Source organism: Pseudonocardia oroxyli, from assembly GCF_900102195.1.
Taxonomy (GTDB): Bacteria; Actinomycetota; Actinomycetes; order Mycobacteriales; family Pseudonocardiaceae; genus Pseudonocardia; species Pseudonocardia oroxyli.
The window spans coordinates 117,327-142,363 of record NZ_FNBE01000002.1 but is presented as its reverse complement, the minus strand read 5'-3'; the positions used below and the strand labels follow the sequence as shown (position 1 = coordinate 142,363).

The 25,037-nt window shown below is 74.8% G+C and carries 24 protein-coding genes; 5 read left to right on the top strand and 19 right to left on the bottom strand.

The annotated features are described in order from the left end of the window. Positions 1–117: 117 nt before the first annotated feature. The 16 genes from BLS43_RS03270 to BLS43_RS03195 form a co-directional block, all read right to left on the bottom strand. Entirely contained in the window at positions 118–336 is a 219-nt protein-coding gene (locus BLS43_RS03270) for a helix-turn-helix domain-containing protein (protein ID WP_093076500.1), read from the bottom strand. Positions 337–483: 147 nt separating this feature from the next. Continuing rightward, on the bottom strand, positions 484–1,287 hold the full coding sequence (gene proC, locus BLS43_RS03265) for a pyrroline-5-carboxylate reductase (protein WP_093076497.1): 804 nt from the start codon (positions 1,285–1,287) through the stop codon (positions 484–486). 44 nt (positions 1,288–1,331) lie between these two features. Continuing rightward, positions 1,332–2,153, bottom strand: a complete 822-nt coding sequence (locus tag BLS43_RS03260; protein WP_093076494.1) for a thioesterase family protein — start codon at positions 2,151–2,153, stop codon at positions 1,332–1,334. Between the two features lie 38 nt (positions 2,154–2,191). Further along, positions 2,192–2,989 carry a sugar phosphate isomerase/epimerase family protein gene (locus tag BLS43_RS03255; protein WP_093076491.1) on the bottom strand — a complete coding sequence of 266 codons (798 nt, stop codon included), beginning with the start codon at positions 2,987–2,989 and terminating at the stop codon, positions 2,192–2,194. Then, complete coding sequence (locus BLS43_RS03250; RefSeq protein WP_093076488.1) at positions 2,986–4,434, bottom strand: Yip1 family protein; 1,449 nt, start codon at positions 4,432–4,434, stop codon at positions 2,986–2,988. The genes BLS43_RS03255 and BLS43_RS03250 overlap by 4 nt, the downstream gene beginning before the upstream one ends. Then, on the bottom strand, positions 4,431–5,441 hold the full coding sequence (locus BLS43_RS03245; RefSeq protein WP_093076485.1) for a Ppx/GppA family phosphatase: 1,011 nt from the start codon (positions 5,439–5,441) through the stop codon (positions 4,431–4,433). The genes BLS43_RS03250 and BLS43_RS03245 overlap by 4 nt, the downstream gene beginning before the upstream one ends. 50 nt (positions 5,442–5,491) lie before the next feature. Then, a complete protein-coding gene (locus BLS43_RS03240; RefSeq protein ID WP_093076482.1) occupies positions 5,492–6,175 on the bottom strand; it encodes a response regulator transcription factor in 684 nt (227 codons plus the stop codon). Between the two features lie 163 nt (positions 6,176–6,338). Beyond that, positions 6,339–7,502, bottom strand: a complete 1,164-nt coding sequence (locus BLS43_RS03235; RefSeq protein ID WP_176921171.1) for a sensor histidine kinase — start codon at positions 7,500–7,502, stop codon at positions 6,339–6,341. Positions 7,503–7,618: 116 nt separating this feature from the next. Then, positions 7,619–8,353 (bottom strand): phosphoglyceromutase, encoded by a 735-nt coding sequence (locus BLS43_RS03230; protein ID WP_093076476.1) that lies wholly within the window; start codon positions 8,351–8,353, stop codon positions 7,619–7,621. A 175-nt stretch (positions 8,354–8,528) separates the two neighbouring features. Continuing rightward, complete coding sequence (locus BLS43_RS03225; RefSeq protein WP_093076473.1) at positions 8,529–9,020, bottom strand: MarR family winged helix-turn-helix transcriptional regulator; 492 nt, start codon at positions 9,018–9,020, stop codon at positions 8,529–8,531. Between the two features lie 26 nt (positions 9,021–9,046). Beyond that, complete coding sequence (locus BLS43_RS03220) at positions 9,047–9,805, bottom strand: GntR family transcriptional regulator (protein WP_093076470.1); 759 nt, start codon at positions 9,803–9,805, stop codon at positions 9,047–9,049. An 84-nt stretch (positions 9,806–9,889) separates the two neighbouring features. Then, a complete protein-coding gene (locus BLS43_RS03215) occupies positions 9,890–10,882 on the bottom strand; it encodes a DUF4349 domain-containing protein (protein ID WP_093076468.1) in 993 nt (330 codons plus the stop codon). A gap of 69 nt (positions 10,883–10,951) precedes the next feature. Further along, the gene (locus tag BLS43_RS03210) at positions 10,952–11,434 is read right to left on the bottom strand and encodes a type III secretion system chaperone family protein (RefSeq protein WP_245707270.1); all 483 of its coding nucleotides are present in this window, start codon (positions 11,432–11,434) and stop codon (positions 10,952–10,954) included. Beyond that, positions 11,431–12,726, bottom strand: coding sequence for a D-inositol-3-phosphate glycosyltransferase (gene mshA / locus BLS43_RS03205; protein ID WP_093076466.1), 1,296 nt, complete (start codon positions 12,724–12,726; stop codon positions 11,431–11,433). The genes BLS43_RS03210 and mshA overlap by 4 nt, the downstream gene beginning before the upstream one ends. Positions 12,727–12,745: 19 nt before the next feature. Continuing rightward, the gene (locus tag BLS43_RS03200; RefSeq protein ID WP_093076464.1) at positions 12,746–15,877 is read right to left on the bottom strand and encodes a sacsin N-terminal ATP-binding-like domain-containing protein; all 3,132 of its coding nucleotides are present in this window, start codon (positions 15,875–15,877) and stop codon (positions 12,746–12,748) included. Then, positions 15,778–16,557 (bottom strand): DUF3027 domain-containing protein, encoded by a 780-nt coding sequence (locus BLS43_RS03195; protein WP_093076462.1) that lies wholly within the window; start codon positions 16,555–16,557, stop codon positions 15,778–15,780. The genes BLS43_RS03200 and BLS43_RS03195 overlap by 100 nt, the downstream gene beginning before the upstream one ends. A gap of 50 nt (positions 16,558–16,607) precedes the next feature. Here BLS43_RS03195 and BLS43_RS30860 point away from each other — a divergent pair, with 50 nt between their 5' ends. Genes BLS43_RS30860 through BLS43_RS03180 form a run of 3 tightly spaced genes read left to right on the top strand, consistent with a single transcriptional unit; the run spans position 16,608 to position 19,382 of the window. Then, positions 16,608–17,354 carry a glutaminyl-peptide cyclotransferase gene (locus BLS43_RS30860; RefSeq protein ID WP_093076460.1) on the top strand — a complete coding sequence of 249 codons (747 nt, stop codon included), beginning with the start codon at positions 16,608–16,610 and terminating at the stop codon, positions 17,352–17,354. A gap of 23 nt (positions 17,355–17,377) precedes the next feature. Then, positions 17,378–18,910, top strand: a complete 1,533-nt coding sequence (locus tag BLS43_RS03185) for an MFS transporter (protein WP_093077386.1) — start codon at positions 17,378–17,380, stop codon at positions 18,908–18,910. A gap of 4 nt (positions 18,911–18,914) precedes the next feature. Next, positions 18,915–19,382: a DUF2771 family protein gene (locus BLS43_RS03180; RefSeq protein ID WP_093076457.1), complete on the top strand. Its 468-nt coding sequence runs from the start codon at positions 18,915–18,917 to the stop codon at positions 19,380–19,382. 100 nt (positions 19,383–19,482) lie between these two features. On the opposite strand, the gene BLS43_RS03175 is transcribed toward BLS43_RS03180, so the two are convergent. Together BLS43_RS03175 and BLS43_RS03170 are read right to left on the bottom strand one after the other, a co-directional pair. Then, complete coding sequence (locus tag BLS43_RS03175) at positions 19,483–19,869, bottom strand: cold-shock protein (protein WP_093077383.1); 387 nt, start codon at positions 19,867–19,869, stop codon at positions 19,483–19,485. A gap of 109 nt (positions 19,870–19,978) precedes the next feature. After that, positions 19,979–21,613 (bottom strand): AMP-binding protein, encoded by a 1,635-nt coding sequence (locus tag BLS43_RS03170; RefSeq protein ID WP_176921147.1) that lies wholly within the window; start codon positions 21,611–21,613, stop codon positions 19,979–19,981. 118 nt (positions 21,614–21,731) lie between these two features. Between BLS43_RS03170 and serS the strand changes: the two genes are divergently transcribed. Continuing rightward, positions 21,732–22,997 carry a serine--tRNA ligase gene (gene serS / locus BLS43_RS03165; protein WP_093076451.1) on the top strand — a complete coding sequence of 422 codons (1,266 nt, stop codon included), beginning with the start codon at positions 21,732–21,734 and terminating at the stop codon, positions 22,995–22,997. 30 nt (positions 22,998–23,027) lie between these two features. Here the strand turns inward: serS and BLS43_RS03160 are convergent, their stop codons facing one another. Further along, positions 23,028–23,654: a helix-turn-helix domain-containing protein gene (locus BLS43_RS03160; protein WP_245707269.1), complete on the bottom strand. Its 627-nt coding sequence runs from the start codon at positions 23,652–23,654 to the stop codon at positions 23,028–23,030. An 81-nt stretch (positions 23,655–23,735) separates the two neighbouring features. On the opposite strand from BLS43_RS03160, the gene BLS43_RS03155 reads away from it, so the two are divergent. Further along, positions 23,736–24,782 carry an isopenicillin N synthase family dioxygenase gene (locus BLS43_RS03155; protein WP_093076445.1) on the top strand — a complete coding sequence of 349 codons (1,047 nt, stop codon included), beginning with the start codon at positions 23,736–23,738 and terminating at the stop codon, positions 24,780–24,782. Positions 24,783–25,037: the final 255 nt, after the last annotated feature.

Sequence of the window (25,037 nt, the reverse complement as noted above, 5' to 3'; positions counted from 1 at the left end):
CGCGGTACCTCCTACTGCAGCTTCACTCAACTCCCGCGCACGCGGGTGCACACGGCGAGACGACTACCGGCTGGCGATCCTACCCGGCGGGCGGACGCCGCCGCCCGGGGGGCCGGCTCAGCCCGCGTCGAAGTACGCGTGGCGCAGGTAGTCCTCGACGGCACGCTTGGGTACCCGGAACGACCGTCCCACCCGGGCGGCGGGCAGCTCCCCGCCGTGCACGAGCCGGTACACGGTCATCTTGGAGACGCGCATCATCGCGGCGACCTCGGCCACGGTCAGGAACTGCACCGCGGCGAGGTTCTCGGGCCGGCCGGACTGCTCTCGGTCGTCCATCCGGACACCGCCTTCCCCGTTCGCCACCCACTGTTCCCTGTGAGGATAGCGGGACCGGTGTGACGCCTTCGACACACCATGCCACACGCGCGGGGTCTTCAGGCGCGCGTCAGGGTGACACGTGCTCCTACATTCGGGTCAACGCACCTACACCGAGCGTCCCAACTCGACGCTCCGGTCCCGGGCGGCCTCGATGGCATCGATCAACGCGGCCCGCACACCGTGGCGCTCCAGCTCGCGGATCGCCGCGATCGTGGTGCCCGCGGGCGAGGTCACGGCCTCGCGCAGCAGGACCGGGTGGTCGCTGGACTCGCGCAGCATCGTGGCGGCCCCGTAGGCGGACTGGATGATGAGGTCGGCGGCGACGGCGCGCGGCAGCCCGAGCAGGATCCCCGCGTCGATCATGGCCTCGACCAGGAAGAAGAAGTACGCGGGCCCGGAGCCGGACAGCGCGGTGACGGCGTCCTGCTGGCTCTCCGGGACCCGCACGACCGCGCCGACGGCGCCCAGCAGCTCCTCGACGAGCGCCAGGTGCTCCGGGGTGGCGTGGGTGCCGCCGGAGACCGCGCTCATCGCCTCCCCGACGACCATCGGGGTGTTCGGCATGACCCGCACGACCGGGGTGCCCTCCGGCAGCCCGCTCTCGAACAGCGCGGTCGGCAGGCCCGCGCACAGGCTCACGACGAGCGTCCCGGGCCGCAGGGCCGGCTTCAGGTCGGTCAGCACCGGGGCGATGTCCTGGGGCTTGACGGCGACCACGACGACGTCCGCCTCCGCCGCGGCCTTCGGCACGTCGGCGGACCCGACCCCGAGCCGCCGGGTGAGCTCCGCCGCCCGCTCCGGGTGCCGCTCGGTGAACACGAGGTCGGCCGCCGGTCGGCCCGCCGCCAACAGCCCCGCGAGCAGCGCCTCCCCGATCTTCCCTGCACCCAGCACGGCGATTCGTGTCATGCGCCGAACGGTAGCCCGCGCGCAGGCCGGTCCTCCCGCCCGGGCTACGAGTGCGGCAAGGGCGCCAGGGCGAGCTGGCGGGCCTGGCAGACGATCATGCCGCGGGAGTCCCGGACGGTGCAGTCCTCGTCGAACCAGGTGCCCGCGACCATCTCCGAGCGGGACTCCAGCCGCAGCCAGCCGGGCGCGGGGTGGGCGCGCAGCAGCGCGGTGAGCTGCACCGTCGGCGCCCAGCCGAAGTCGCCGCCGAGGTTGAACAGGGTGGGCGGCAGCGCGTCCCCCGCCAGCAGCGCGAACAGCGGGTCGGGGTCCTCGCCGCGGGGGCGCATCCACCCGCGGATCTGCGGGTCGCCGGTCTCGCCGCGCAGGAAGGCCATGGTGCCGGCGTCGTAGCGGGCCTCGGTGGCGGCTGCGAGCCCCTCCCCGGGGGTCCGGACGTCCGGGACCGCCTCCTGCGCGTCCGCGGGCGGCTCGGCGGGCATCTCTGTGGGGACGAGCCACCGCGGGTCCGCGTCCGGCAGCGCGCCGCCGGTGACCGTGGCGGACAGCACGAGCCTGCCGGCCTGCGCCATCCGCACCGTGGCGATCGAGGCCTGCCTGCCCAGCTTGACCACCTCGGTGTCCAGGTCGACCGTGCCCAGCTCGGGCGCGCGCAGGAACTCCGTGCTCACCACCACCGGGTCGACCTCGCGGCCGAGTTCGGAGGCCAGCCGGGCGAGCCCCGCCTTGGCCAGCAGCACCATCAACAGGCCGCCGTGGGCCTTCCCCCCGATGGTGAATCGTGTACCCAGCTCCGCGGTGTACCGGCCGCCGTCGTGCGCGGTGAGGGCGGTCGCCGTCGAGAACGGCCGCTCGGTGGTCGTCATGCAGGCAGTCGTATCACAGGCGCCGGCGCCCGTGATCGTCAGAGCGAGGGCTCGGGGGCGGCGGCGAGGTGCAGCCGGGCGTAGACCAGCGACTCGGCGAGCAGGGCCGCCCGCTGCTCCCGGGTGCGGCAGCGCCGGGTGCTGACCTCGAGCACCACGACACCGTCGAAGCCGGCGACGCGTTCGCACACCTCCGCGCAGGGCTGGGTCCCGCGGCCCGGGACGAGGTGCTCGTCACGCGGTGCCCCGGTGCCGTCGGTGAGGTGCAGGTGGACGAGCCCCTCGCCCATCCGGTCCAGCAGCTCCAGGGCGTCCGTGCCCGCGGCGGCCGTGTGCGAGAGGTCGAGGGTGTAGAAGCGGTGGCCGACCTCGGTGGGGTCGAACCCGGGCGCGTACGGCACCCGCCGGACCCCGAACCGCGACACCGGGAACATGTTCTCCACGGCGAGCCGGACGTCCGCGACCTCGCCCGCGCGGGCCACCTCGTCGGCGAAGGCGGCGGCGTAGCGGCGCTGCCAGCGAAACGGCGGGTGCACGACGACCGTGCGCGCCCCGAGGTGCTCCGCGGCGGCCACCGAGCGGCGGAGCCGGGCGATCGGGTCCGACCCCCAGACCCGCTGCGTCACGGCCAGACAGGGCGCGTGCACGGCCAGCACCGGCATCCCGTGGCGCTCCGACAGCCGCCGCACGGCCCGGACGTCCTGCGACACGGGGTCCGTCCACACCATCAGCTCGACGCCGTCGTACCCCAGCTCGGACGCGAGCTCGAAGGCCGCCGCGGCGGGCTCGGGATAGACCGAGGCGGTCGACAGCGCGACCGGTGGGCCGGTGGTCACCTCTCCAGGAGTACCAGGATCGCGGGCGAGACGGTGAGCAGCAGCCCCACGCCGACGGCGAAGACCGTGGTGCGCAGGTCGTCGTTGCGCAGCAGGGCCCGGACGCCGAGCACCAGCCCCACGGTGATGATCACCGCCGCGGCCAGGGCCACGACCGGCAGGTTGAACCACAGGTAGCGGAAGCCGACCCAGATCCCGGCGCCGACCAGCGCGCCCGCGATCCACTGCCCGATGACGACGGCCCACCCCTGCGGCGTGCCCTCGTCCTCGTCCTCGTCCTCGTCGACGTGGTCGGCGTCCCGGGCCGCGCGGCGGCCGAGGCCCGCGGGGGCGGCGTAGTCGGTGCCGGCCCCCTCCTCGTCCTCGTCGTCGTCCAGGAGCGGAGCGCCGAGCTGCGTCGGAGGTCCGCCGTCGGCGTCCTCGTCCTCGATCGGCGGGGCGCCCAGCTGGGTGGGCGGGCCGCCGTCGGAGACCGCCGGTGCCGCCGTGAACGGGGCGGTCAGCGGCTCCTCGGCGGCGCCGAGCCTGCCCAGCTGCTCCGTCTCGCGTTCCGGGGCCGTCCCTCGACGGGCCGCCGTGCCGGGCCAGGCCGCGCCGGACAGTCCGGCCGCACCGGCCGCACCTGTCGCGTTCGCCGCGCCCGCTCCGCGGGAGTTGCTCGGTGCGCCGCCCGCGGCGCCGGGTTGTGCGCCGCCACGCCCGGGCCAGGGGCTCTGCGCGGGCGCGCCCTGCGGCGGGCTGGTCCGGGGGGTGGCCGCCGGGCCGCGGTTCCAGGCCTGGGCGCCGTTGCGGTCCCAGTCCTGGCGCGCGGCACGGTCCCGCTCGGGGGCGGGCGGGGACTGGGACGGGGACTGGGCCTGGGGGGCGGGCACGCCCCCGCGCGACCAGTCCGACCGCGCGTTGCTGCGGGACCGGTCCCCGGCCGCGGACCAGGGGTTCGCGGGCGCCCCGGCGCCCGGCATCGCGGCGGGTGGGGCGGGCGGCCTGGCCGGCTGGCTCGAACCGTTGCGCGGGAACCCGTTCTGGGCGGGCCCCGGCCGACGACCGGCCGCGCGCGGATCGGCACCCACACCGTTCGCCCCGGCACCGTTCGCCCCGGCGCCGTTCGCCCCAGCGCCGTTCGCTCCGGCGCCGTAGCCGCCGTTCCGACCCGCGCCGCCCGCAGCGCCGCCCGCGCCGCCGCCCTCGGGCTGCTCCTCACGCTCCAACCAGCTCGCGGGCTGCTGCTGCCGCGCCTCCTCGGCGGCGCGCCGCTCGGCGCGCCCGCCGGGGCGGCCCACGAAGGTGCCCGGGGCGGGGGCCTCCCCGGTCGAGCCGGGAACGCCTCCGGCGGCGGGGTCGTCGTCGTCTCGGCGGCGCCGACGACGCCCGGTCGCCGCCCCGCCGTTCTCGGCGAGGAGCTCGGCGACCGTGCGCTGGCGCGGCTGGTCGGTTTCGGAGCTCATCCGCTACACCGTGCCTGTTCCGGCGTCAAGGGTCCAAGTGATGTGGGCGCGTCCTGCGCCGAGCGGTCGCCACGGGTCGACCCATCGAGCGTGTCGAGCCGTCGGAAGATCACCCCTTCGCGCAGCGCCCAGGGGCAGATGTCGAGTTCGGTGATCTTCAACGCCCGCATCGCGGCCTCCGCGACGACCGCCCCGGCGACGAGTTGGTGCGCCCGGGAGGGGCTCACGCCCTCCAGTTCGGCCAGGTCGCCGGAGGACATCCGGCTGATGAACGAGCCGAGCTGGCGCAGCCCCTGGTGGGTCAGCACGCGTCGGGCCCGCGGCCCCGCCCCGGACGGCGCCGCGCCCGTCAGGCGGGCCAGCGAGCGGAAGGTCTTGGACGTGCCCACCGTGAGGTCGGGCTCGCCCACCCGCCGCAGCTCGCGGGCGACCGGCGCCAGGTCGGCGTCCACCTTCTCGCGCAGCGCCTCGATCTCGCGGCGGGACGGCGGGTCCGCGGAGAACCACTCGCGGGTCAGCCTGCCCGCACCGAGCGGCAGGGAGGCCGCGGCCGCCGGGTGCTCGTCCCGCCCCGCCGCGAGCTCCAGGGAGCCCCCGCCGATGTCCAGGCAGAGCAGCCGCCCCGCCGACCAGCCGTACCAGCGCCGCACCGCCAGGAAGGTGTACCGCGCCTCGTCCTCCCCGGGCAGCACCTCGAGGGCCACCCCGGTCTCGGACCGGACCCGGCCGAGCACGGCCGCGGAGTTCGACGCGTCCCGCAGGGCGGAGGTCGCGAACGCGATCATGTCGTCGCAGCCGAGGTCGGCCGCCGAGTCCCGCGCCGCCACCACGGCCTTGAGCAGGGACGACGTGCCGGCGTCGGTCAGCGCCCCGCGGGCGTCGAGGTGCTCGGCGAGCCGCAGCTCCGACTTGATCGACGTCGCCGGGGTGGGGTGGCCGCCCCGCTGCGCGTCCACCACCAGCAGATGGACGGTGTTGGACCCGACGTCGAGCACTCCCAGTCGCACGGCGGGTCAGGTTACCGGCCCGTGCCCCGACCGTGCCCCGAGCGTGACCCTCACCCCTCGAACTTGTACCCGAGGCCGCGGACGGTGACGAGGTGCTGCGGGGTGCCGGGGTCCTGTTCCACCTTGGCGCGCAACCGCTTCACGTGGACGTCGAGGGTCTTGGTGTCGCCCACGTAGTCCGCGCCCCACACCCGGTCGATGAGCTGGCCGCGGGTCAGCACCCGGCCCGCGTTGCGCAGCAGGTACTCGAGGAGGTCGAACTCCTTGAGCGGCAGCGGGACGTCCGCGCCGTTGACCGACACCACGTGCCGTTCGACGTCCATCCGCACCGGACCGGCCTCCAGGACCCCGGCGTCGTCGGACTCCGGGCCGTCTCCGCCGCGCCGCAGCACGGCCCGCACGCGGGCGATCAGCTCGCGGGCCGAGTACGGCTTGGTGACGTAGTCGTCCGCGCCCAGCTCCAGCCCGACGACCTTGTCGATCTCCGAGTCGCGCGCCGTCACCATGATCACGGGGACGGCGGAGCGGGTGCGCAGCGCCTTGCACACGTCCGTGCCGCTCATGCCGGGGAGCATGAGGTCGAGCAGCACGATGTCCGCGCCGTTGCGGTCGAACTCCTCCAGGGCCTCCTGGCCCGTGGTGGCGACGGCGGCGGTGAAGCCTTCCTTGCGGAGCAGGAACGCGAGCGGGTCGGCGAAGGACTCCTCGTCCTCGACGATCAGCACACGGGTCATCTCATCCTCCAGGTGGGGGTGTCTGATGGGCCTCCGTCGAGTCCGCGGAGTTCCAGGTGGGTAGCCCGCAAGGCCGGGGAGCGGCCGATCCCGGGGTTGGATCGGCCGCGACGAGAACGCCGCGAGGTGCCCGCCTGGGACTTCGCGGGCCGTCGGGGGCTCATCAGACACCCCCGACGCCGGATGCCCCGGCCGGATCTCGGTCGCCCGCCACCGGTCGGGCCGCGGGGAGTCGCATGGTGAACGTCGAGCCGGTGCCGGGGCGGCTCCACAGCCGCACCTCGCCGCCGTGGTTCGCCAGCACGTGCTTGACGATCGCGAGCCCGAGCCCGGTCCCCCCGGTCGCCCGGGAGCGGGCCGGGTCCACGCGGAAGAACCGCTCGAACACCCGCACCTGGTGCTCGGGGGCGATGCCGATGCCGCGGTCGGTCACCGAGACCTCCACCCAGCCGTCCTCGACCGTGCGGCTCACCGACACCGACGCGTCAGGCGGGGAGTACGCGATGGCGTTCTCCAGCAGGTTCGACAGGGCCGTGACCAGCAGCGTCCGGTCACCGTCGACGGTGATCCCGGACGGCTCGTCGACGGTGACGTCGATCCGCGCGGACTCGGCGGAGAGCCGGGAGCGGCCCAGCGCCTCGCTGACGACCTCGTCGACCTCGACCTCCTCGAGGTCCGGCAGCGCCTCGGCCCCGGTGAGCCGCGACAGCGCGATGAGCTCGGTGACGAGGTGCCCGAGCCGGGTGGACTCGCGCAGGATCTTGGAGGCGAACCGCTCGACGGTCTCCGGGTCGTCCTTGGAGTCGAGCACCGCCTCGGCGAGGAGCCCGACGGCCCCGACCGGCGTCTTCAGCTCGTGGCTCACGTTGGCGACGAAGTCCCGCCGGGTGGCCTCCAGGCGCACCGACTCGGACATGTCCGCGGCCTCGACCAGGGTGAACCCGTCACCGAGCCCCTGCACGGTGGCCATCACGGCGGCGGGCTGCCTGCCGCGGGCCTCGAGCGGGGCGAGGTCGACGACGTCCGTCGCGACGACGCCGTCGAGCACCCGCCTGCAGGCGGCCCAGGCGCGGGGGTCCGGCCGCCCGGCCCGGACCACGCCCAGCTCGGCGGCGCGCCGGTTGTGCAGCACCACCTCGCCGGAGCCGGACAGCACGGCCAGCCCGGACCCCGTGGTGCGGAAGGTGCGCTGCAGCAGCTCGGCGAGGGTCGGGCCCCGGCGGACGTCGGGTCGGGTGGCGGGTCGGCGGCTGATGCTGCGCCCGATCAGCACGCCCGCCCAGAGGCCGAAGCCGAGGGCGACGGCGACCAGGCTCGCGGACGCCACGGGGTTCACGGACCCATCGTAGGCCCGGTGACCAGGCCGAACACCAGCCCGAACCGCCGAAGGTGAGCGGCCTGACTCCCGGAACGGGGGATGTTCGACCCCCGTTCAGGAGGCGTTCACCGACCCTGGTTCGCCACTCCCGCGATGGCCTCCTCGGCCGCGGCGGGATCCAGGTACTCGCCGCCCTTGGTGATCGGGACGAGCGCGTCGTCCAGCTCGTAGCGCAGCGGGATGCCGGTCGGGATGTTCAGCCCGGCGATGTCGGCGTCGGAGATGCCGTCGAGCTCCTTGACCAGCGCCCGCAGCGAGTTGCCGTGCGCGGCGACCAGCACGACCTTGCCCGCGCGCAGGTCGGGCGCGATGGCCTCGTCCCAGTACGGCCGCATCCGCACGACGACGTCCGCGAGGCACTCGGTCAGCGGCGCGTCGATCCCGGCGTAGCGCGGGTCGGCGTCCTGCGACCACTGCGAGCCCTTCTCGATGGGCGGCGGCGGGGTGTCGTAGGAGCGGCGCCACACCATGAACTGCTCGTCGCCGAACTCCTCGCGGATCTGCTTCTTGTCCTTGCCCTGCAGCGCGCCGTAGTGCCGCTCGTTGAGCCGCCAGTCGCGGTGGACCGGGATCCAGTGCCGGTCCGCGGCGTCGAGCGCGAGGTTCGCGGTGTTGATGGCGCGGCGCAGCAGGGACGTGTGCACGACGTCCGGCAGGATGCCCTGCTCCTTGAGCAGCTCGCCGCCGCGGCGCGCCTCCCCCTCGCCCACCTCGGACAACGGGACGTCCACCCACCCGGTGAACAGGTTCTTCACGTTCCAGTCGCTCTGGCCGTGGCGCAGGAGCACGAGAGTCGGCATGCGAGCAGCCTAGGCCGTGTGCCGCAGGCCGGAGGCCACGGATTCCGTGATCGAGGTCGCCTCCGGCAAGGCGGAGGCCCGTGCCGGTGTACTGGACGTCCATGGTCGGGCGGACAACGCCGCCGGGGGCGGCCTCGGCGCGGAAGCCGTGGCCTCCGGCGTGCGGCACACGGCCTCAGGGGCAGACCCCCGGCATGGGGGTGGCGTCCGGGTCACGGGTGAGCCTGCCCAACATCGCCCGGCAGATCGCCTCGAGCTGGCCGACCTGCTCGGGGGTCAACGCGTCGAACAGGTTGTCCCGCACGGTGCCCACGTGGCCCGGGGCGGCCCGGCGCAGGGCGTCGAGACCCTCCGGGGTCAGGGTCGCGAAGGTGGAGCGGCGGTCGTCCGGGCAGGGACGGCGGGAGACCCAGCCCTCCCGCTCCAGCCGCGTGACGGCGTGGCTCAGCCTGCTCTGGCTGCTCTGCGTGGCCGCGGCCAGCTCGCTCATCCGCAGCGTGTGGTTCGCGGCGTCGGACAGCATCGCGAGGATCAGGTAGTAGGCGTGCGGCATGCCGGAGTCCCGCTGGAGCTGCCGGTCGAGCGCACCGTCGAGCAGCGTCGTCGCCGCGACGAAGGCCATCCAGGCCTTCAGCTCGGCGGGCGTCAGCCAGCGGGGTTCGGTCATGCCCCCAGCATACTTGAGAACTCAACTTATGGGGTGGCGCCGACGAGATACCCGTCCTTGGCGCTGAACTGCGCGGTCAGCGTGAACCGGTCCCCGCGCACCAGCGTGTGCCGCCACTCGACGGCCGCGCCGCGCGAGCGGCCCAACCGCTCGATGGCCAACGCCGCGACGCCCGGGCCGATCTCCAGCAGCCTGCGCTCCTCCGCGGAGGGCACCACGGCCCTGATGTTCTCCCGGCCCCCGGCGACCCGGATCCCGCAGAGCCGCTCCAGCTCGGGGTAGACGCCGGTGTGGGTGAAGTCGACGTCGAGCAGCGGGGCCGCGACCTCCTCGGGCAGCCAGACCCGGTCCACGGCCAGCGGCTCGCCCTCGGCGAGGCGCAACCGCTCGAGGTGCACCAGCGGGGTGGACTCCTCCAGCCCGAGCCGCGCGGCGACGACCCCGTCCGCCCGGACGTCGAGCGTCCGGACGACGCTGCGCTGCTCCCGCCCGGTCGACTCGACGGCGGAGAAGAGGCTGTAGAGCGACCCGAGCTGCTGCTCGATCTCGACCGGCCCGGCCAGCCGCGGCGTCCGCCCCCGCCCGGCGACGACCAGGCCCTCCTCGCGCAGCCTGCGCAGCGCCTCGCGGACGGTGTGCCTGCTGACCTTGTACTCGGCGACGAGAGCGAGCTCGCCGGGGAAGGCCGAGTCGAACTCGTGGGCCTCCAGCCGGTCCCGCAGGTCGGCGAGGAGCTGGGCCCACAGCGGCTCGACTCCCTTGCGCACCAGGGGGCGCGCGCCCATCGCGTCCTCCCGGGTTCGCAGGTGCGTCGCGAAAGGGTAACCCGCCCTGTGAGCGGCGATGGTCGCCATGGCGACTATCGCCACTCACGACACCGGCTCGTCCACCGTCGGTGCCGGACGGCGGCGCCGCACCACTCGCCGTCGGACGAACCAGCCGAGTCCCACCAGCACCCCGACGACCGGGAGCATCGGCACCACGAACCCCAGTACCGCGAGCACCGCCACGCCGATGGACTGCAGCCCCTGCCACCCCACGGCGAGGCCGCCGAGGAAACCGCCGGTCGCGGGCGGCGGCGGCGCGACGACCGGGGTCAGGGAGAGCTCCACGGTCGCCATCGAGACCTGGTCCCGCAGCACCGCGACCCGCCGCTGCAGGGACTCCAGGTCCGCCTCGCGGGAGGCGAGCTCCGCCTCCACGGAGACGATCTCGCTGATCGTGGTGGCCCGGTCGAGCAGCCCGCGCACCCGCGCGACGCTCGCCTGCTGGGCCGCGACCCGGCCGTCGAGGTCGGCGACCTGCCCACCGACGTCCTGGGTCTCGCCGCCCCGCGCGGTCACCGTGCCGAGGCCCGCGATCCGCTCGGTGAACGCGTCGAGCCGGTCGGTCGGCACGCGCAGGGTGAACCCGGCCGAGGAGGTCCCCACGCTGCGCTCCTGCGCCACGAACCCGCCCACGGCGGCCACCGCGCCACGGACCTCGCCCGCCGCGACCGCCGGGTCGGCGACCTGCAGGGTCAGCGTCGCGGTGCGGATCACGTCCATCCCCGCGAGGCCGGGATCCAGCGGCGCGATCCCCGGCGCGCTGCTGCGGTCCGCGATCGCCGGGCTGCTCGGGGCGAACTCCGCAGTCGGACCGCTGTAGCCCCCGACCTCCGCGGTGCCGGTGTCCGGCGCGGCGGCGCCGCTCACCCCGCCGGACTCCAGTGCCACCCCCGCCACGACCGAGGCGGAGCCCAGCACGATCACCCCCGCGACGATCCCCGCGACCCAGCGCCCACGCCGTGTCCGTGGGGTCCGCGGGGTCCGTGGGGTCCCTGGGGTCCGGGACAGCCCCGCCCGCTCCGCCACCAGCTGCATGTCACCCTCCGAGGTCCGGTTCGACCCCAGGACGGAGGAAGTGGCCGATCGGGTTGCACCGGGGGGAACTCACGTGACGAGGTGCTCGAAGGCCTTCAGGTTCGCCAGCGACTCGCCCCGGTCGCTCCGCCAGGCGTACTCGCGCTTGATCGACTCCGCGAAGCCCAGCTCGAGGAAGGTGTTGAAGTCCCCGTCCGCGGCCTCGAGCACCTGCCCGAGCACCCGGTCGACCTCGTCCGCGCTCACCGCCGCGAAGGGGATGCGCCCGACGAGATGGATGTCCCCGACCCGGTCCAGCGCGTAGTGCACGCCGTAGAGCCGGGCGTTGCGCTGCAGCATGAACCGGTAGACGCCCTCGTGGTTCTCGTCGGGCTGCCTGCACACGAAGGCCTGCACGAACACGGTCTGCTCGCGCACGATCAGCCAGGTCGGGGTGTTGAGCCGGTTCTCGCCCTCCAGCGTGACCAGGTACTGGCCCGGCTCCCGGCGGGTGTGCGGGACCTCCAGCTCGTCGAGCGCCTTCTCGATCCCTGCGATGATCTCCGGGTTCACCCCTCGATGATGCCCGCGACGAGCCTGCGCCGCAGCCGGGCCGCGTGTTCGCGGCCCGCGTCCGCGTAGGTGGCCAGCAGCGCGTCCGTCGTGCGGTCCCAGGAGAAGTCCCGGGCGTGCGCCACGGCGCCCGCCGCCAGCCGCTCGCGCCGCGCCGGGTCCAGCGCCACCGAGGCCAACGCCGAGGCCCACTGCTCCGACCCGTGCCCCGGGACCAGGAGCCCGGACCGCTCGTCGGCGACGGCGACCGGCAGCCCGCCGACGTCCGCCGCCACGACCGGCGTCCCGCAGGCCTGGGCCTCCAGGGCGACCAGCCCGAACGACTCGTTGTGGCTGGGCACCGCCATGACGTCCGCGGCCCGGTAGACCGTGGCCAGCGCGGCGCCCGCCTGGGGCGGCAGGAACCGGACGATGTCGGCGATCCCCAGGTGCGCCGCCAGCTCCTGCAGCGACGTGGGCTCGGCGAGCCCGGACCCGGAGGGCCCGCCCGCGACCAGCACCACCAGGCGCGCGCGCAGCCCGGGATCGCGGCGCAGCATCTCGGCGGCCGCCCGCAACAGCACGTCCGGGGCCTTGAGCCGCTGGATCCGCCCCACGAACCCGAGCACCACGGCGTCCCGCGGGATGCCCAGCCGGGCCCGCGCGGCCACCCGGTCGCCGGGACGGAAGCGGTCGAGGTCCACCCCGGGCGGGATCACGACCGTGCGCAGCGGGTCCGCCCCGCACAGCTCCACCAGCTGGCGGGCCTCGGTGTCGGTGTTCGCGGTCAGCCGGTCCGCCTCGGCGACGACCTGGTCCTCGCCGATGACCCGGACCATCGGCTCGGGCTCGTCGCCCTCGGCGAGCGCGGCGTTCTTGACCCGGGCGAGGGTGTGCGCGGTGTGCACCAGCGGCACGCCCCAGCGGTCCCTGGCCAGCCACCCGACCTGACCGGAGAGCCAGTAGTGCGAGTGCACCGCGCCGTACCAGCCCGGCTCGTGGTGCGCCTCGGTCCGCAGCACGCCCGCGGTGAAGGCGCACAGCTGACCGGGGAGGTCGTTCTTCCCGAGCCCCTCGAACGGACCCGCGGCGATGTGCCGGACGAGCACGCCGGGCGCGAGCTCGGCGACCGGCGGCTGCTCCGACGACGTGGCCCTGGTGAAGATCTCCACGGGGACCCCGCGGCGCGCCATGCGGGTGGCGGTCTCGGCGATGTAGACGTTCATCCCGCCCGCATCGCCCGTGCCGGGTTGCTCGAGCGGGGAGGTGTGCACCGACAGGACGGCGACACGCCCACGGACCGGGATGTTCACATGCTTCTTCCTAGCACGCTCACGCGCCCGGCACCGCGCCGCCCGCCGGTCGCCCGGGGTGGGCGGCGCGGTGGGCGAGCAGGGCCCGGACGGGATCGTCGGCGTGCACCCGCCCGGCCTCGTCGACCCAGGTCGGGACCCTGCGCCTGGCCTTCTCGGGCCGGGTCAGGTCGATCTCCAGGGTGTCGTGGGACCAGACGAATCCGGCGGGCGGCGCGAGGCCCGCTGTGCGGCACGCCACCACGACCTCCGGCAGGTCCACCCAGGCGACCGCCCGGCCCGCACCGACCACCTCGCCCGCGACGACCTCCGACGCGAGCGGGAGATCCAGGATCTCGGCCAGCGCCGTCGGCTCGCCGCCCACCACGAGCTCGGCGGCGGGCAGCACCGCGGCCGTCCACGGCGCGTCGAGGACGACGGCGTCGTCGACGGACACGACCGTGCCGGCCAGCGACCGGACCCGGTCCGGCAGGTCGAGCGCGGCCACGTCCACCCGGCCGTCCGCGACCGCGTCCGCCAGCGCCTCGTGCGCCCGCGCCCCGAGCTCCGGCGACACCGTGCGGCTCGGGTCGGCGAGCCGTTCCAGCAGGTCGGCGGCCTCACGCGTGTCCGCGACGGCGAGCCCGGTCCGCACCCCGACCGCCGCGAGCACGGCGTCGTCGAGGCTGCTCGGGGCGGGGTCGTAGAGGCCCGCGATCGTCTCGGCCGACGGCGACCGCCAGAAGCCCGGTTCCCGGCCGGCGAGCAGCGCGTGGCGGGCGAGCCACCAGCTCGTGTAGCCGCCGGGTTCGAGCAGCGCGGCGCGGGTGGCGGGCGTGCCCGCGAGGAGCGCGAGGGCGCCCGGCCAGGCGTCGTCGGCGACGAGGTCGAGGTCGCGCACCGCGACGACCCGGGTCGGCTCGGCGTCCCCGGCGCGGTCCCACCAGAGGTCCTCGTCGTGCAGGTCGTGGTCGGGGCCCGTGGGCTCCTCGTCGACGACGACCGCGAACCCGTCGAGCACCCCCGCCGCCACCAGCGCCTCGCGGGGGAACCGGGCGGCCCAGTCGGCGGCGAGGACGCCGACCGGGGCGTCGGCGTCCAGCAGCGGCCGGACGGCGGCGTCCGGCAGCACCAGCTCGTCGGCGCGACTGGGCACCCCCTCGTCGTCCGGCAGCGCGAGCGCGCCGAACCCCGGCGTCGGCTCCCGCAGCAACCCGAGGACCGCGGCGGCCAGCGGCGCCGGGTCGAGGCCCGCCTCCGCGTCGTCCACCGACCGCTCCACGGCCGCGCGCAGCGCCGGGTGCTCCAGCAACGCGGGCCCGTCGACCTCCCGGGCACCGAGCCTGCGCAGCAGCGGGTGCACGGCCTCGGGCGCGACGACGTGCAACCCCGGCAGCCCGAGCGCCGCGACGGCCCCGAACCCCCCGCCCCCCACACGCGGCGAGGGTGACCCGAGCGTCCGGCCCGGGACGCTCCTGTCCCACTCACCGGACGCCTCGCCCGCCGACGGTGACGAGAGCGTCCGGCCCGCGACGCTCCCGCCCCCCTCGTCGGCGCCGATCACGACCGACGGCGGCCCGGCGACCAGCCGCCCGTCGACCAGCGGCACGGGCAGGGCGCGCAGGTCCTCCGCGAGCCCCGGCACGGTGTCCAGCGCGGGTTCCAGCACCGCGTACAGCCCGCGCCACCAGCCCGGCTCCCGCTCCACCGCGTGCAGGCGGTCGGTCAGCTCCGCCGCGGACACCCGCCGCACCCCGAGCCCGGTGAGCAGCGCCGCGTCCCGCGGGTCCACCGCGGCGAGCCGGGCGAAGCCGTCGTCGGCCGCGGCGAGCAGCGCGGCGAGCCCGTCGGCGCCCGGCAGGTCGAGCCACTCGGCCCGCCGCGGCACCAGCTCCGACACCTCCGCCTGCGCGGCGGGCAGCCAGGCGCGGCCCGCCAGCTCCTCGAGCACCCCCGTGCGCAGGGCCCCGTCGAGCTCGGAGAGCGGGAAACCCGGAGCCGGGACCAGCGACAACCGGTCCGCGGGCGCCACCGCGCGCACCAGCTCCACGTACGCCGACGCCGCGGCGCCCAGCACGGCGTCCGCGGCCGGGCCCGCCCGGAAGCGACGGCGGTCGGGATCCATCGGCAGGTCGGCGAGCAACCGGGCGGGCAGGCTCAGCCGCTCCGCGGAGGGGGTGGGCGCGTGCAGCACCTCGCCCGCGTCCGGTGCGAACGGCGCGGGCGACCCGTCCGCGGACACCGGCAGCGCCCAGCACACCCCGCGCTCGCGCCGCCCGCGTTCCTCGAGGGCGGTACCGGGCTCGTCGACCCGGGCCACCGCACGCACCAGGCGGTAGCGCGCCCCGCCCACGTCCGTCACGCCGTCGGTGTGGCTCCGGGACACCACGGCCCCGTCGACCTCGATCTCCGCGAGGTCGGGCAGGGCGAGCAGCAGGTCGGGCGCCGCCGCGCGGGCCGCGGCGAGCAGGCGGGCCGCCGACCCGGGCTCGCGCAACGGCAGCCGCACCTCGGTCGTGTACCCGGCGGGCGGGCCGGGCTCGTCCGCCTCGACCGGCCAGACCAGCCGCAGCACCGGGGCCCGCCCCGGCGCCGTGTCCCCGCCGCGGCGCGCGAGCTCGGCGGCGGGCCCGGGGAGCTCCCGCACGGCGGCGAGCGTGTCCGCCTCGGAGAACCGCACCCCGACGCCGGTCCCGACCACGACCCGCGGCGCGGACGACAGCGGCAGCACCGCCGCGAACCCGACGCCGAAGCGCCCCGCCGAGCCGGGGTCGTCCCGCTTCGCCGAGGCACGCAGGGAGGCGAGCGCGGCGACGCCCGCGGCGGTCAGCGGGGCACCGGTGTTCGCGACCCGGAGCTCGTCCTCCGCCACCGCGACCCGGACCCGGCCGGGCACGCCGGCCGCGTCGGCGGCGTTCTGCGCGAGCTCGACGAACCAGGTCGCGGCGTACCCGCCGAGGACCAGGTCCTCCTCGGCGTTGGCGTCCTCCCGGAAGCGCGTCGGGGAGTCCGCCCAGGCGGCGAGCAGGGCGGCGCGCAGACCCGCGGTGTCGAACGGGTCGACCGGGTCGTTCAGGAGCGGTCCTCGAGGTCCACGCCGTCGTCGTAGACCAGGGCGGAGACGGGGACCGGCGAGCCGACCCGCACCTCGATCTCGGAGTGCGCACCGCACCCGAACTCCACGGACACGACCGTGCCGTCCGCGGGCGAGTACTGGTTGGCGCAGGCGCCGAAGCCGCCGCGCAGGGAGCCCTCCAGGGGCAGGAAGAAGCCGCAGGTCCCGCACACCTCGGTGGCGGCGCGGGCCATGTCCGAGTCGGGACCGTGGGTGTCCTGCCAGCGCTCCGCCGCGTCCTGGCGGGCCTCGCGGGACAGCACCCGGGTGCGGCCGAGGCCGATCTCGACCGCGACCTCCTCGACGGCCGGGTCGTCCGACTGCACGTACGCGGGCACCAGGCGCGAGTCGTCCGGCTCCACGGGCAGCAGGTCGCCGGGGCCGAGGTCACCGGGCCGGATCCGCTCGCTCCACGGCACCCATCCCGGCGCGACCAGCGCGGACTCGCCGGGCAGCAGCACCACCTCGGACACCGTGACCGGCCCGTCCTCGACCGCGGCCACGGTCACCGACCACAGCCAGCCGCGGTAGCCCGCGACGTCCGCCGCGAACCGGTGCGTGACCGCCGACCCGTCCTCCACGACCGCGCCCAGGTGCGCGCCGACCGCGACCGCCGCCGCCTCCGGGCCGAGGTCGGCGGTGGCCTCCTCGACGGCCGCCGCCCGGGCGGTCTCGACGGCCTCGACGGCCAGGTCGAGGGCGACGCCGTGGGCGGGGGGCGCACTGAGGGTGGACATGGGTCCGATTGTGCCATCCGCGCCGTCGGCGGCCGGCATCATCACCCGCGATGCGCCGGACCCTCACCGCTCTGCTCGCCGCGGCCGCCCTGCTCTCGGCCTGCGCGGCGACCGCGGCACCCCCGACTCCGGTGCGCCCGCAGGTCCTGGAGACGATCCCGCACGACCCCACGGCCTTCACCCAGGGCCTCGAGCTGGCGGACGGCGTCCTCTACGAGGGCACCGGGCTGGTCGGGCGGTCCCAGCTGCGCGAGCTCGACCCGGCCACCGGCGCCGCCCGCCGCGCCGTGCCGATCCCGGCGGAGCTGTTCGGCGAGGGGATCACCGTCGTCGGGCCGACGATCTGGCAGCTGACCTGGCAGGACGGCGTCGCGCTGGAGTGGGACCGGGCCACCCTGACCCTGCTGCGCCGGGTCCCCTACGAGGGCGAGGGGTGGGGGCTCTGCCTCGACGCGGGCCGCGACCGGCTCATCCGCTCCGACGGCACCGACCGGCTGCACTTCCACGATCCGCGCACGTTCGCCGAGACCGGCTCGGTGAGCGTCGGCGTGACGAACCTCAACGAGCTGGAGTGCGTCGACGGCCAGGTGTGGGCGAACGTCTGGCAGACCGACCGGATCGTGCGCCTGGACCCCGAGACAGGCGCGGTGACCGCCGAGATCGACGCCTCGGGTCTGCTCCCGGCCGCGCAGCGGGCGGACGCCGACGTGCTCAACGGCATCGCCCACGTCACCGGCGACGAGTACCTGCTCACCGGAAAGTGGTGGCCGTCGACGTTTCGGGTGCGCCTGCGCTGAGCCCGCCGGGCAGAATGGGACCCATGGCGCGCGACGACCCCTACGAGCCCACGGTGCGTCGCCGCTACCCGTGGCACGACGACCCGGACTACGACCCGCACCAGTACCGCCGGGACCCGAACGCGGCGCCCCCGGACCCGGCCCCGCCACCGCCGGGGCCCGCCCCGGAACCCGAGCCCGAACCCCGGCCCGACCAGGCTCCGCCGGGCATGCCGAAGAAGCTCACGGTCACCCGGGTGGCCGGGATGCGCACCCGGCAGCTGACCGGCCGCGCGGTGAACACCTTCAAGCGCGCCGCGCACGCGGACGGCGCCGACCGCTCCGGGCTCACCAGCCTCACCTACGCCTCGATGATGGACTACGCGGTCGACGCCGCCGTGGCCGTCGCGCTGGCCAACACCCTGTTCTTCGCCGCGGCCACCGCCGAGTCGAAGACGAACGTGGCGCTCTACCTGCTGATCACCGTGGCCCCGTTCGCCGTGGTCGCCCCGGTGATCGGCCCGCTGCTGGACCGGCTGCAGCGGGGCAGGCGGGCCGCGCTGGCGGCCGCGTTCGTGGGCCGGGCCGCGCTGTGCGTGGTCATGGCGCTGAACTACGAGAACTGGATCCTCTACCCCGCCGCGCTCGGCGCGATGGTGCTGTCGAAGTCGTTCACGGTGCTCAAGGCGGCGATCACCCCGAGGGTGCTGCCCGAGGGCATCACCCTCGCCACCACCAACTCCCGCCTGACGACGTTCGGGCTGATCGCGGGCGGCGTGTTCGGTGGCATCGCCAGCGGCGTGGCCTACTTCTGGGGCTCGCCGGGCGCGCTGTACTTCACCGCGGCGCTCGGCCTGGCGGGCGCCGTGCTCAGCGCCCGCATCCCCAAGTGGGTGGAGGTCACCTCGGGAGAGGTGCCGGCCCGGCTGCGCAGCACCCGCAAGGCCAAGCGGGCCAGGGTCGGGCGCTCGGTGCTGGTCGCACTGTGGGGCAACGCGGGCGCCCGGCTGCTGACCGGGTTCCTCACCCTGTTCGTGGCGTTCGTGGTCAAGCAGCAGGCCGAGGGGGACGCGACGCGGCAGCTGTTCCTGATCGGGATCATCGGCGCGGCGGCGGGCGCGGGCTCGTTCCTGGGCAACGGCGTCGGCTCCCGGCTGCGCTTCGAACGCCCCGAGATCATGATCGTCTGCTGTGTGGCCGCGGCCTGCGCGGTGTCGGTCGTCGCCGCGGTGTTCCCCGGGATCGCGACGGCGGCGATCGTCGGCCTGGTCGGCGCCACCGCCAGCGCCCTGGCCAAGGTCTGCCTCGACGGCGTCATCCAGCGGGACCTGCCCGAGGAGTCGCGGGCGTCGGCCTTCGGCCGGTCGGAGACGGTCCTGCAGCTCGCGTGGGTGTTCGGCGGCGCGCTCGGCGTGCTGCTGCCGCACAGCACGTTCTGGATCGGGTTCTGCGTGATCGCGTCCGTCGTCGGCGTCGTCGGCGTCCAGACGTGGCTGGTCACCCGGGGCAGGTCGCTGGTGCCGGGCCTCGGCGGGAAGGCACCGGTCCTGGAGCGGCAGTCGGCGCCGGTAGCCTGACCGGGTGCGTCGCTCCCTGCTCGTCCTGCTCGGCGGTCTGTTCCTGCTCGCGGGGTGCGGCGGCGGGAACCCGCAGGTCACCTGGTCGGTGAGCGGCCAGGAGGTGACCGTGGGCCCCTCCCAGTTCTGCGACGTCCGGCTCCGGGACTGCACGAACGACGACCAGGCCCGAGCCCTGCTCCCCGTCCCGGCGGGCACCGCGGTCGAGGTCAGCGTGCCGTCGGAGGTGTCCGAGGCGCCCTGGTCCCTCGTCTTCGCCTACGTGGACGCGGCCGGGCAGCAGACCACCGGCCGCAGCCCGGTCTTCGCCCCGAACGCGCAGGAGAGCTACACGCTCACGCTCCCCGAGCCCGGGGACGTCCTGCAGACCGCCCAGGTCCAGCTCCTCGGCGCCGCCCCCGTCGCCAACCCGGACACCGGCGAGATCGACTACCCGGCCCGCGCGACCTGGGTCCTCGTCGCCCAGCCCTGACGACGAACGGCGCGCTCGCTCACACCCGGTGAGCGCACGCGCCGTTCGTCGGGTCCGACCCGGCCGGCGCAGCGGAGCCGCCTCAGCCGGCTCAGCCGACTCAGCCGTCCAGGTCCCGCGCCACCGCGCGGACGACCTCCGCGGCGAGCTTGGCGGTCTTGCGGTCGGGGTAGCGGCCCCGCCGCAGGTCCGGCTGGACCCGCGCGTCGAGCAGCTTGATCATGTCCTCGATGAGGCCGTGGAGCTCCTCGGCGGGCCTGCGCGTGGCCTCGACCACGGAGTGCTGACTCTCGACGAGCCGCACGGACAGCGCCTGCGGGCCGCGGCGGCCCTCGGCCATCCCGAACTCGACGCGCTGTCCCTGCTTGAGCGCCTCCACACCGGGGGGCAGCGAGGCCTTGCGGACGTAGACGTCCTCACCGCCGTCCTGCGCGAGGAAACCGAAGCCCTTCTCGGCGTCGTACCACTTGACCCTGCCGGTAGGCACCCTGCTCACCCGTTCCTCGTTCGTTCCCACCACGTCGTACACACGACGAACGCGTCCCGGCGACACCGGGACGCGCTCAGCCGAGAATAGTCCTGATCCGCCCCGGATGTCAGGCGTTCTTCACCGCGGCCGCCTCGCCGAGGTCGAGCAGGCCGACGGACTTCTCCCGCATCTCGACCTTGCGGACCTTGCCGGTCACCGTCATCGGGAACTCGTCGACCACGAGCACGTACCGCGGGACCTTGTAGTGCGCCAGCTTCCCGGCGGCGAACTCCTTGACACCGGCGGCGTCGAGCGGCGGGGCGCCCTCGCGCAGGATCACCCAGGCGCACAGCTCCTCGCCGTACTTGACGTCCGGCACCCCGATGACCTGCGCGTCGACGACGTCCGGGTGGGTGTAGAGGAACTCCTCGATCTCGCGCGGGTACACGTTCTCGCCGCCGCGGATGACCATGTCCTTGATCCGGCCGGTGATGTTGACGTACCCGTCGGCGTCCATGATCCCCAGGTCGCCGGTGTGCATCCAGCGGGCGGCGTCGATCGACTCCGCGGTCTTGTCCGGCTGGTTCCAGTAACCCAGCATCACCGAGTAGCCCCGCGTGCACAGCTCGCCGGGCTCCCCGCGCGGCACGGTCAGGCCGGTGTCCGGGTCCACGATCTTGATCTCGAGGTGCGGGTGCACCCGCCCCACCGTGGACACCCGCTGCTCGAGCGAGTCGTCCCGGCGGGTCTGCATGGACACCGGGGAGGTCTCCGTCATGCCGTAGCAGATGGTGACCTCCTCCATGCCCATCCGCGCGACGACCTGCTTCATCACCTCGACCGGGCACGGCGAGCCGGCCATGATCCCGGTCCGCAGGCTGGACAGGTCGAACGACTCGAAGTCCGGGTGGTTGAGCTCGGCGATGAACATCGTCGGCACGCCGTAGAGCGAGGTGCACCGCTCCTGCGCGACGGCGGTCAGGGTGGCCAGCGGGTCGAACCCCTGACCGGGGATGACCATGGTGCAGCCGTTCGACGTGCACGCCAGGTTGCCCATGACCATGCCGAAGCAGTGGTAGAAGGGCACCGGGATGCAGACCCGGTCCTCCGGGGTGTACCCGCACAGCGCCCCGACGTTGTAGCCGTTGTTGAGGATGTTGTGGTGGCTCAGCGTGGCGCCCTTCGGGAACCCCGTGGTCCCGGAGGTGTACTGGATGTTGATCGGGTCGTCCGGGGAGAGCTCGATCCGCGGCGGCTCACCGGTGGCCGCGGCCAGCGCGTCCCACTCCGGGGACCCGATGATCACCACCGAGCGCAGGTCGGGGCAGTTGCCGCGGACCTCGCCGATCATGGCCTCGTAGTCCGAGGTCTTGAAGGCGCTCGCCGCCACCAGCGTCGCGATCCCGGCCTGCTTGAGCACGAACTCCAGCTCGTGGGTGCGGTAGGCCGGGTTGATGTTCACGAGGATGACGCCGAGCTTGGCCGTCGCGTACTGCAGCAGCGTCCACTCGGGCATGTTCGGCGCCCAGATCCCGACCCGGTCGCCCTTGGTCAGACCGGACTCGTGCAGGCCCAGGGCCAGGGCGTCGACGTCCGCGCGCAGCTGGGCGTAGGTCCAGCGGCGGCCCGAGGGGACGTCGACCATGGCCTCGCGGTCGGGGTCCGCCGCCACCGTCCGGTCGAGGTTGTCGCCGATCGTGTCGCCGAGCAGGGGGACGTCGGAGACGCCCGACGCGTACGACGGCACCACTGGACTGGTCACACTCGGCTCCTTCAACACCACTGTCGGGATCGAGCCCCATCCTGCGACGCGGCCGAGGCGTGCGCCACACCCGGATGGGGAGGAAAAGCCGGTCGACCGCGCCCGATACCCTCGAACGATGCACGACCCTCGCGTCCTGCTCGACCCGGCGACCGACGCGGCGCGCAAGCTCGCGCGCCGCGGCTTCACCCTCGACGTCGCACGCCTCGAGCGCCTGTCCGCCGGCCGCAACGCGGCCATCCGGAAGGCGGACGAGAGTCGCGCCGAGGCCAACCGGCTGCAGAAGTCGGTCAAGGGCGCCTCCCTGGACGAGCGCCCCGCGATCATCGAGAAGGCCAAGGAGACCCGGGCCCAGATCACGCTCGCCGAGGAGGAGGTCAAGCTCCTCGAGGCCGAGCTGAACGAGTACCTCCTGGAGATCCCGAACCTGCCCGCCGACGAGCTGCCGGACGGCGCGTCGGACGCGGACGCGGAGCTCGTCCGCACCTGGGGCGAGATCCCCGCGGTCGAGGACCCGCAGGACCACGTCGACCTGGGCGAGAAGCTGGGCATCCTCGACCTGGGGCGGGCCACGAAGCTGAGCGGCCCGCGGTTCGCCGTGCTCAAGGGCCGCGGTGCGGCGCTGGAGCGCGCCCTGTCGCGGTTCTTCCTCGACCGCCACACCGAGCGGCACGGGTACACCGAGTGGTCGGTGCCGACGCTGGTCACCCGCCCCACGATGACGGGCACGGGTCAGCTGCCGAAGTTCGAGCAGGACCTGTTCCGCACCGAGGTGGCGGACCGCGAGCTGTTCCTCATCCCCACCGCCGAGGTGCCGCTCACCAACCTGCACGCGAAGGAGACCCTCGCCGCCGAGGAGCTCCCGCTGGCCTACACCGCGCACACGCCGTGCTTCCGCTCCGAGGCGGGGTCGTACGGCCGGGACACCCGCGGGCTCATCCGGCTGCACGAGTTCTCGAAGGTCGAGCTGGTCCGGATCGTGGACCCGGCGCGGTCGCGCGCGGAGCTGGAGGTCCTGGTCGGGCACGCCGAGGCGATCATGCAGGAGCTCGGCCTGGCCTACCGGCTGGTGCGGCTCGCGGCCGGGGACATCGGCTTCTCGGCCGAGTACACCTACGACATCGAGGTGTGGCTGCCCAGCCAGGGCACCTACCGCGAGATCAGCTCGTGCTCGGACTTCGGCACGTTCCAGGCGCGCCGCGCGGGCATCCGCACCAAGGCCAAGGACGGCACCCGCGGGTTCGCGGCCACGCTGAACGGCTCGGGGCTGCCCGTCGGCCGCACCCTGGTCGCGATCCTGGAGCAGGGCCAGCAGCCGGACGGCAACGTGCGGATCCCCGAGGCCCTCGTCCCCTACACCGGCTTCGACACCCTGACCCCGTAACCCCGTGAGTGGCGATAGTCGCCATGGCGACTATCGCCGCTCACGATCGCTGAGCTGGGCCGTTCGGGCCGCCGGGCGGCGGGCCGGGCCCTCCGGCGGGTGCGCGATGGCGAGGAGCAGGTGCACCGGGGCGTCCCCGTGCACCCGCCAGCGGTGCCGCAGCGCCGCGGAGTGCGAGACCAGGTCCCGCGGCCCCAGGACGACGGGCGCGCGGCCCTCGACCTCGACCTCCAGCTCCCCGTCGACCACGTAGACGGCCAGCTCGCCGGGGAGCGCGAACCACTCCTCGAGGTACTCCCCGGGCGCCACCACGTACTCGATCACCTCGAGCGGGGTGCCCGGCTGCATCACCAGCGCGCGGCCCGTCGCGGCGTCCGGCCGGTTCGCCACCGGGATCGCCCGGCCCTCGCCGGCCCGCACCACCGTGACCGGTTCGCCGGGCGCCGGGAGCAGTGCGCCCGGCTGCTCGCCGAGCGCCTCGGCGAGCCGGTAGGTGGTGATCATCGACGGCGCGCTCGCCCCCCGCTCGATCTGCGACAGGAACGGCTGGCTGACCCCCGCCCGCCGGGCAAGCTCGCGCATCGAGAGCCCGGACTTCTCCCGCAGCGCGCGGATCGTGGCACCGACCCGCGCATGGAGCACCGCCTCGTCCTCCACCGGACCTCCTGACAGCTCTTGACAGTCGTTCTGTACGGAACGATAGTTGCTAGCAATCATTCACGGCAAGGAGCTGCAGCCATGTCGGTCGCCCGGACCACGAACGGCGTCCTCGACGTCCCGATCATCGACCTCGCCCCGTACCTCGACGGCACCGACCCGGACGGGGTCGCCGCGGCGGTCGACCGGGCCGCCCGGACCGTCGGGTTCATGCAGGTCGTGGGGCACGGGATCCCGGCGGAGACCCTCGCGGCGTTCACCGCGGCCACGGACGCCTTCTTCGCCACCGACCCCGCAGCCAAGGCCGCCTACCGCTGCCCGCCCGGCGTGAACCGCGGCTACACCCCGCCGAAGGGCGAGTCGCTGGCCAACAGCCTCGGCCTGACGAGCGCGGCGGACCTGTTCGAGGCGTTCAACGTCGGCACCGAAGCGGCCTCGTTCGCCGACCTCGACCTCTCGGAGGCGGGCTACGGGACGAACGTCTGGCCCGCCGTCCCCGGCTTCCGCGAGGCCGTGGAGGCGTGGTTCGCCGAGGCGGGTCGCGTCGCCCGCGCCATGACCCGGGTCTTCGGCCGCGCCCTCGGTCTCGGCGACGAGGGCCTGACATCCTTCACCGACCATTCGATCGACGTCCTGCGCATGATCAACTACCGACTCCCCGCCGCGGACGTCGAGCTGGAGGCCGACCAGGTCGGCATGGGCGCGCACACCGACTACGGCATCGTCACGGTGCTCTGGGCGGACGCGGTGCCGGGCCTGGAGATCCTCGACGACGAGGGCGCCTGGCAGCCCGTCCAGCCCGCCCCCGGCGCCCTGCTGGTCAACCTCGGGGACGCCCTCGCGCGCTGGACCAACGACCGCTGGATCTCCACGATGCACCGGGTCGCGGCGCCGCGCGTCGACGGCGTGCTGGTCCCGCGCCGCTCCGCGGCCTTCTTCCACGACGGCAACGTCGACGCCGTCATCGCCCCCCTCCCGACGTGCGTCGACGCCGACCACCCGGCCCTCTACGAGGCGGTCACGGTCGGCGAGCACCTCGCGGCGAAGCTCGCCGCGAGCCGCGGCGGCACGCTGGCCACGAACGCCACCCGGGAGGCGTCCCGCCTGGGTGGCCCACTCACCCTTTGACCAGGTCGCACGCACCGACACGCCTCACTCGATGGAGTGGAGCCCCGGCCCGCACCCTGTCCCGCAGATGAGCAGCGCAGCCCTACCCTGACCCGCAGATGCGGGTCAGGGTAGCCTGCCCTTCAGTTCGCTGAGCTGCGAAGTCACGATCCGTGCGGGGCGCACGACCGACATTTCCTCGACGGTCCGTCACGCAACCGTCGAACCTCCTCGTCGTTGGCGGCGCAAGAAACCCGGACAACCGCTCCCCAAGCA

Coding starts and splice junctions, on each gene's coding strand:
- BLS43_RS03225 (WP_093076473.1), bottom strand. CDS start 9,020: ATGACCGAACCCCGCTGGCTGACGCCCGCCGAGCTGAAGGCCTGGATG.
- BLS43_RS30860 (WP_093076460.1), top strand. CDS start 16,608: ATGCGCCGGACCCTCACCGCTCTGCTCGCCGCGGCCGCCCTGCTCTCG.
- BLS43_RS03250 (WP_093076488.1), bottom strand. CDS start 4,434: ATGAGCTCCGAAACCGACCAGCCGCGCCAGCGCACGGTCGCCGAGCTC.
- BLS43_RS03260 (WP_093076494.1), bottom strand. CDS start 2,153: ATGACGACCACCGAGCGGCCGTTCTCGACGGCGACCGCCCTCACCGCG.
- BLS43_RS03185 (WP_093077386.1), top strand. CDS start 17,378: ATGGCGCGCGACGACCCCTACGAGCCCACGGTGCGTCGCCGCTACCCG.
- BLS43_RS03230 (WP_093076476.1), bottom strand. CDS start 8,353: ATGCCGACTCTCGTGCTCCTGCGCCACGGCCAGAGCGACTGGAACGTG.
- BLS43_RS03240 (WP_093076482.1), bottom strand. CDS start 6,175: ATGACCCGTGTGCTGATCGTCGAGGACGAGGAGTCCTTCGCCGACCCG.
- BLS43_RS03195 (WP_093076462.1), bottom strand. CDS start 16,557: ATGTCCACCCTCAGTGCGCCCCCCGCCCACGGCGTCGCCCTCGACCTG.
- BLS43_RS03155 (WP_093076445.1), top strand. CDS start 23,736: ATGTCGGTCGCCCGGACCACGAACGGCGTCCTCGACGTCCCGATCATC.
- proC (WP_093076497.1), bottom strand. CDS start 1,287: ATGACACGAATCGCCGTGCTGGGTGCAGGGAAGATCGGGGAGGCGCTG.
- BLS43_RS03270 (WP_093076500.1), bottom strand. CDS start 336: ATGGACGACCGAGAGCAGTCCGGCCGGCCCGAGAACCTCGCCGCGGTG.
- BLS43_RS03215 (WP_093076468.1), bottom strand. CDS start 10,882: ATGCAGCTGGTGGCGGAGCGGGCGGGGCTGTCCCGGACCCCAGGGACC.
- serS (WP_093076451.1), top strand. CDS start 21,732: ATGCACGACCCTCGCGTCCTGCTCGACCCGGCGACCGACGCGGCGCGC.
- BLS43_RS03220 (WP_093076470.1), bottom strand. CDS start 9,805: ATGGGCGCGCGCCCCCTGGTGCGCAAGGGAGTCGAGCCGCTGTGGGCC.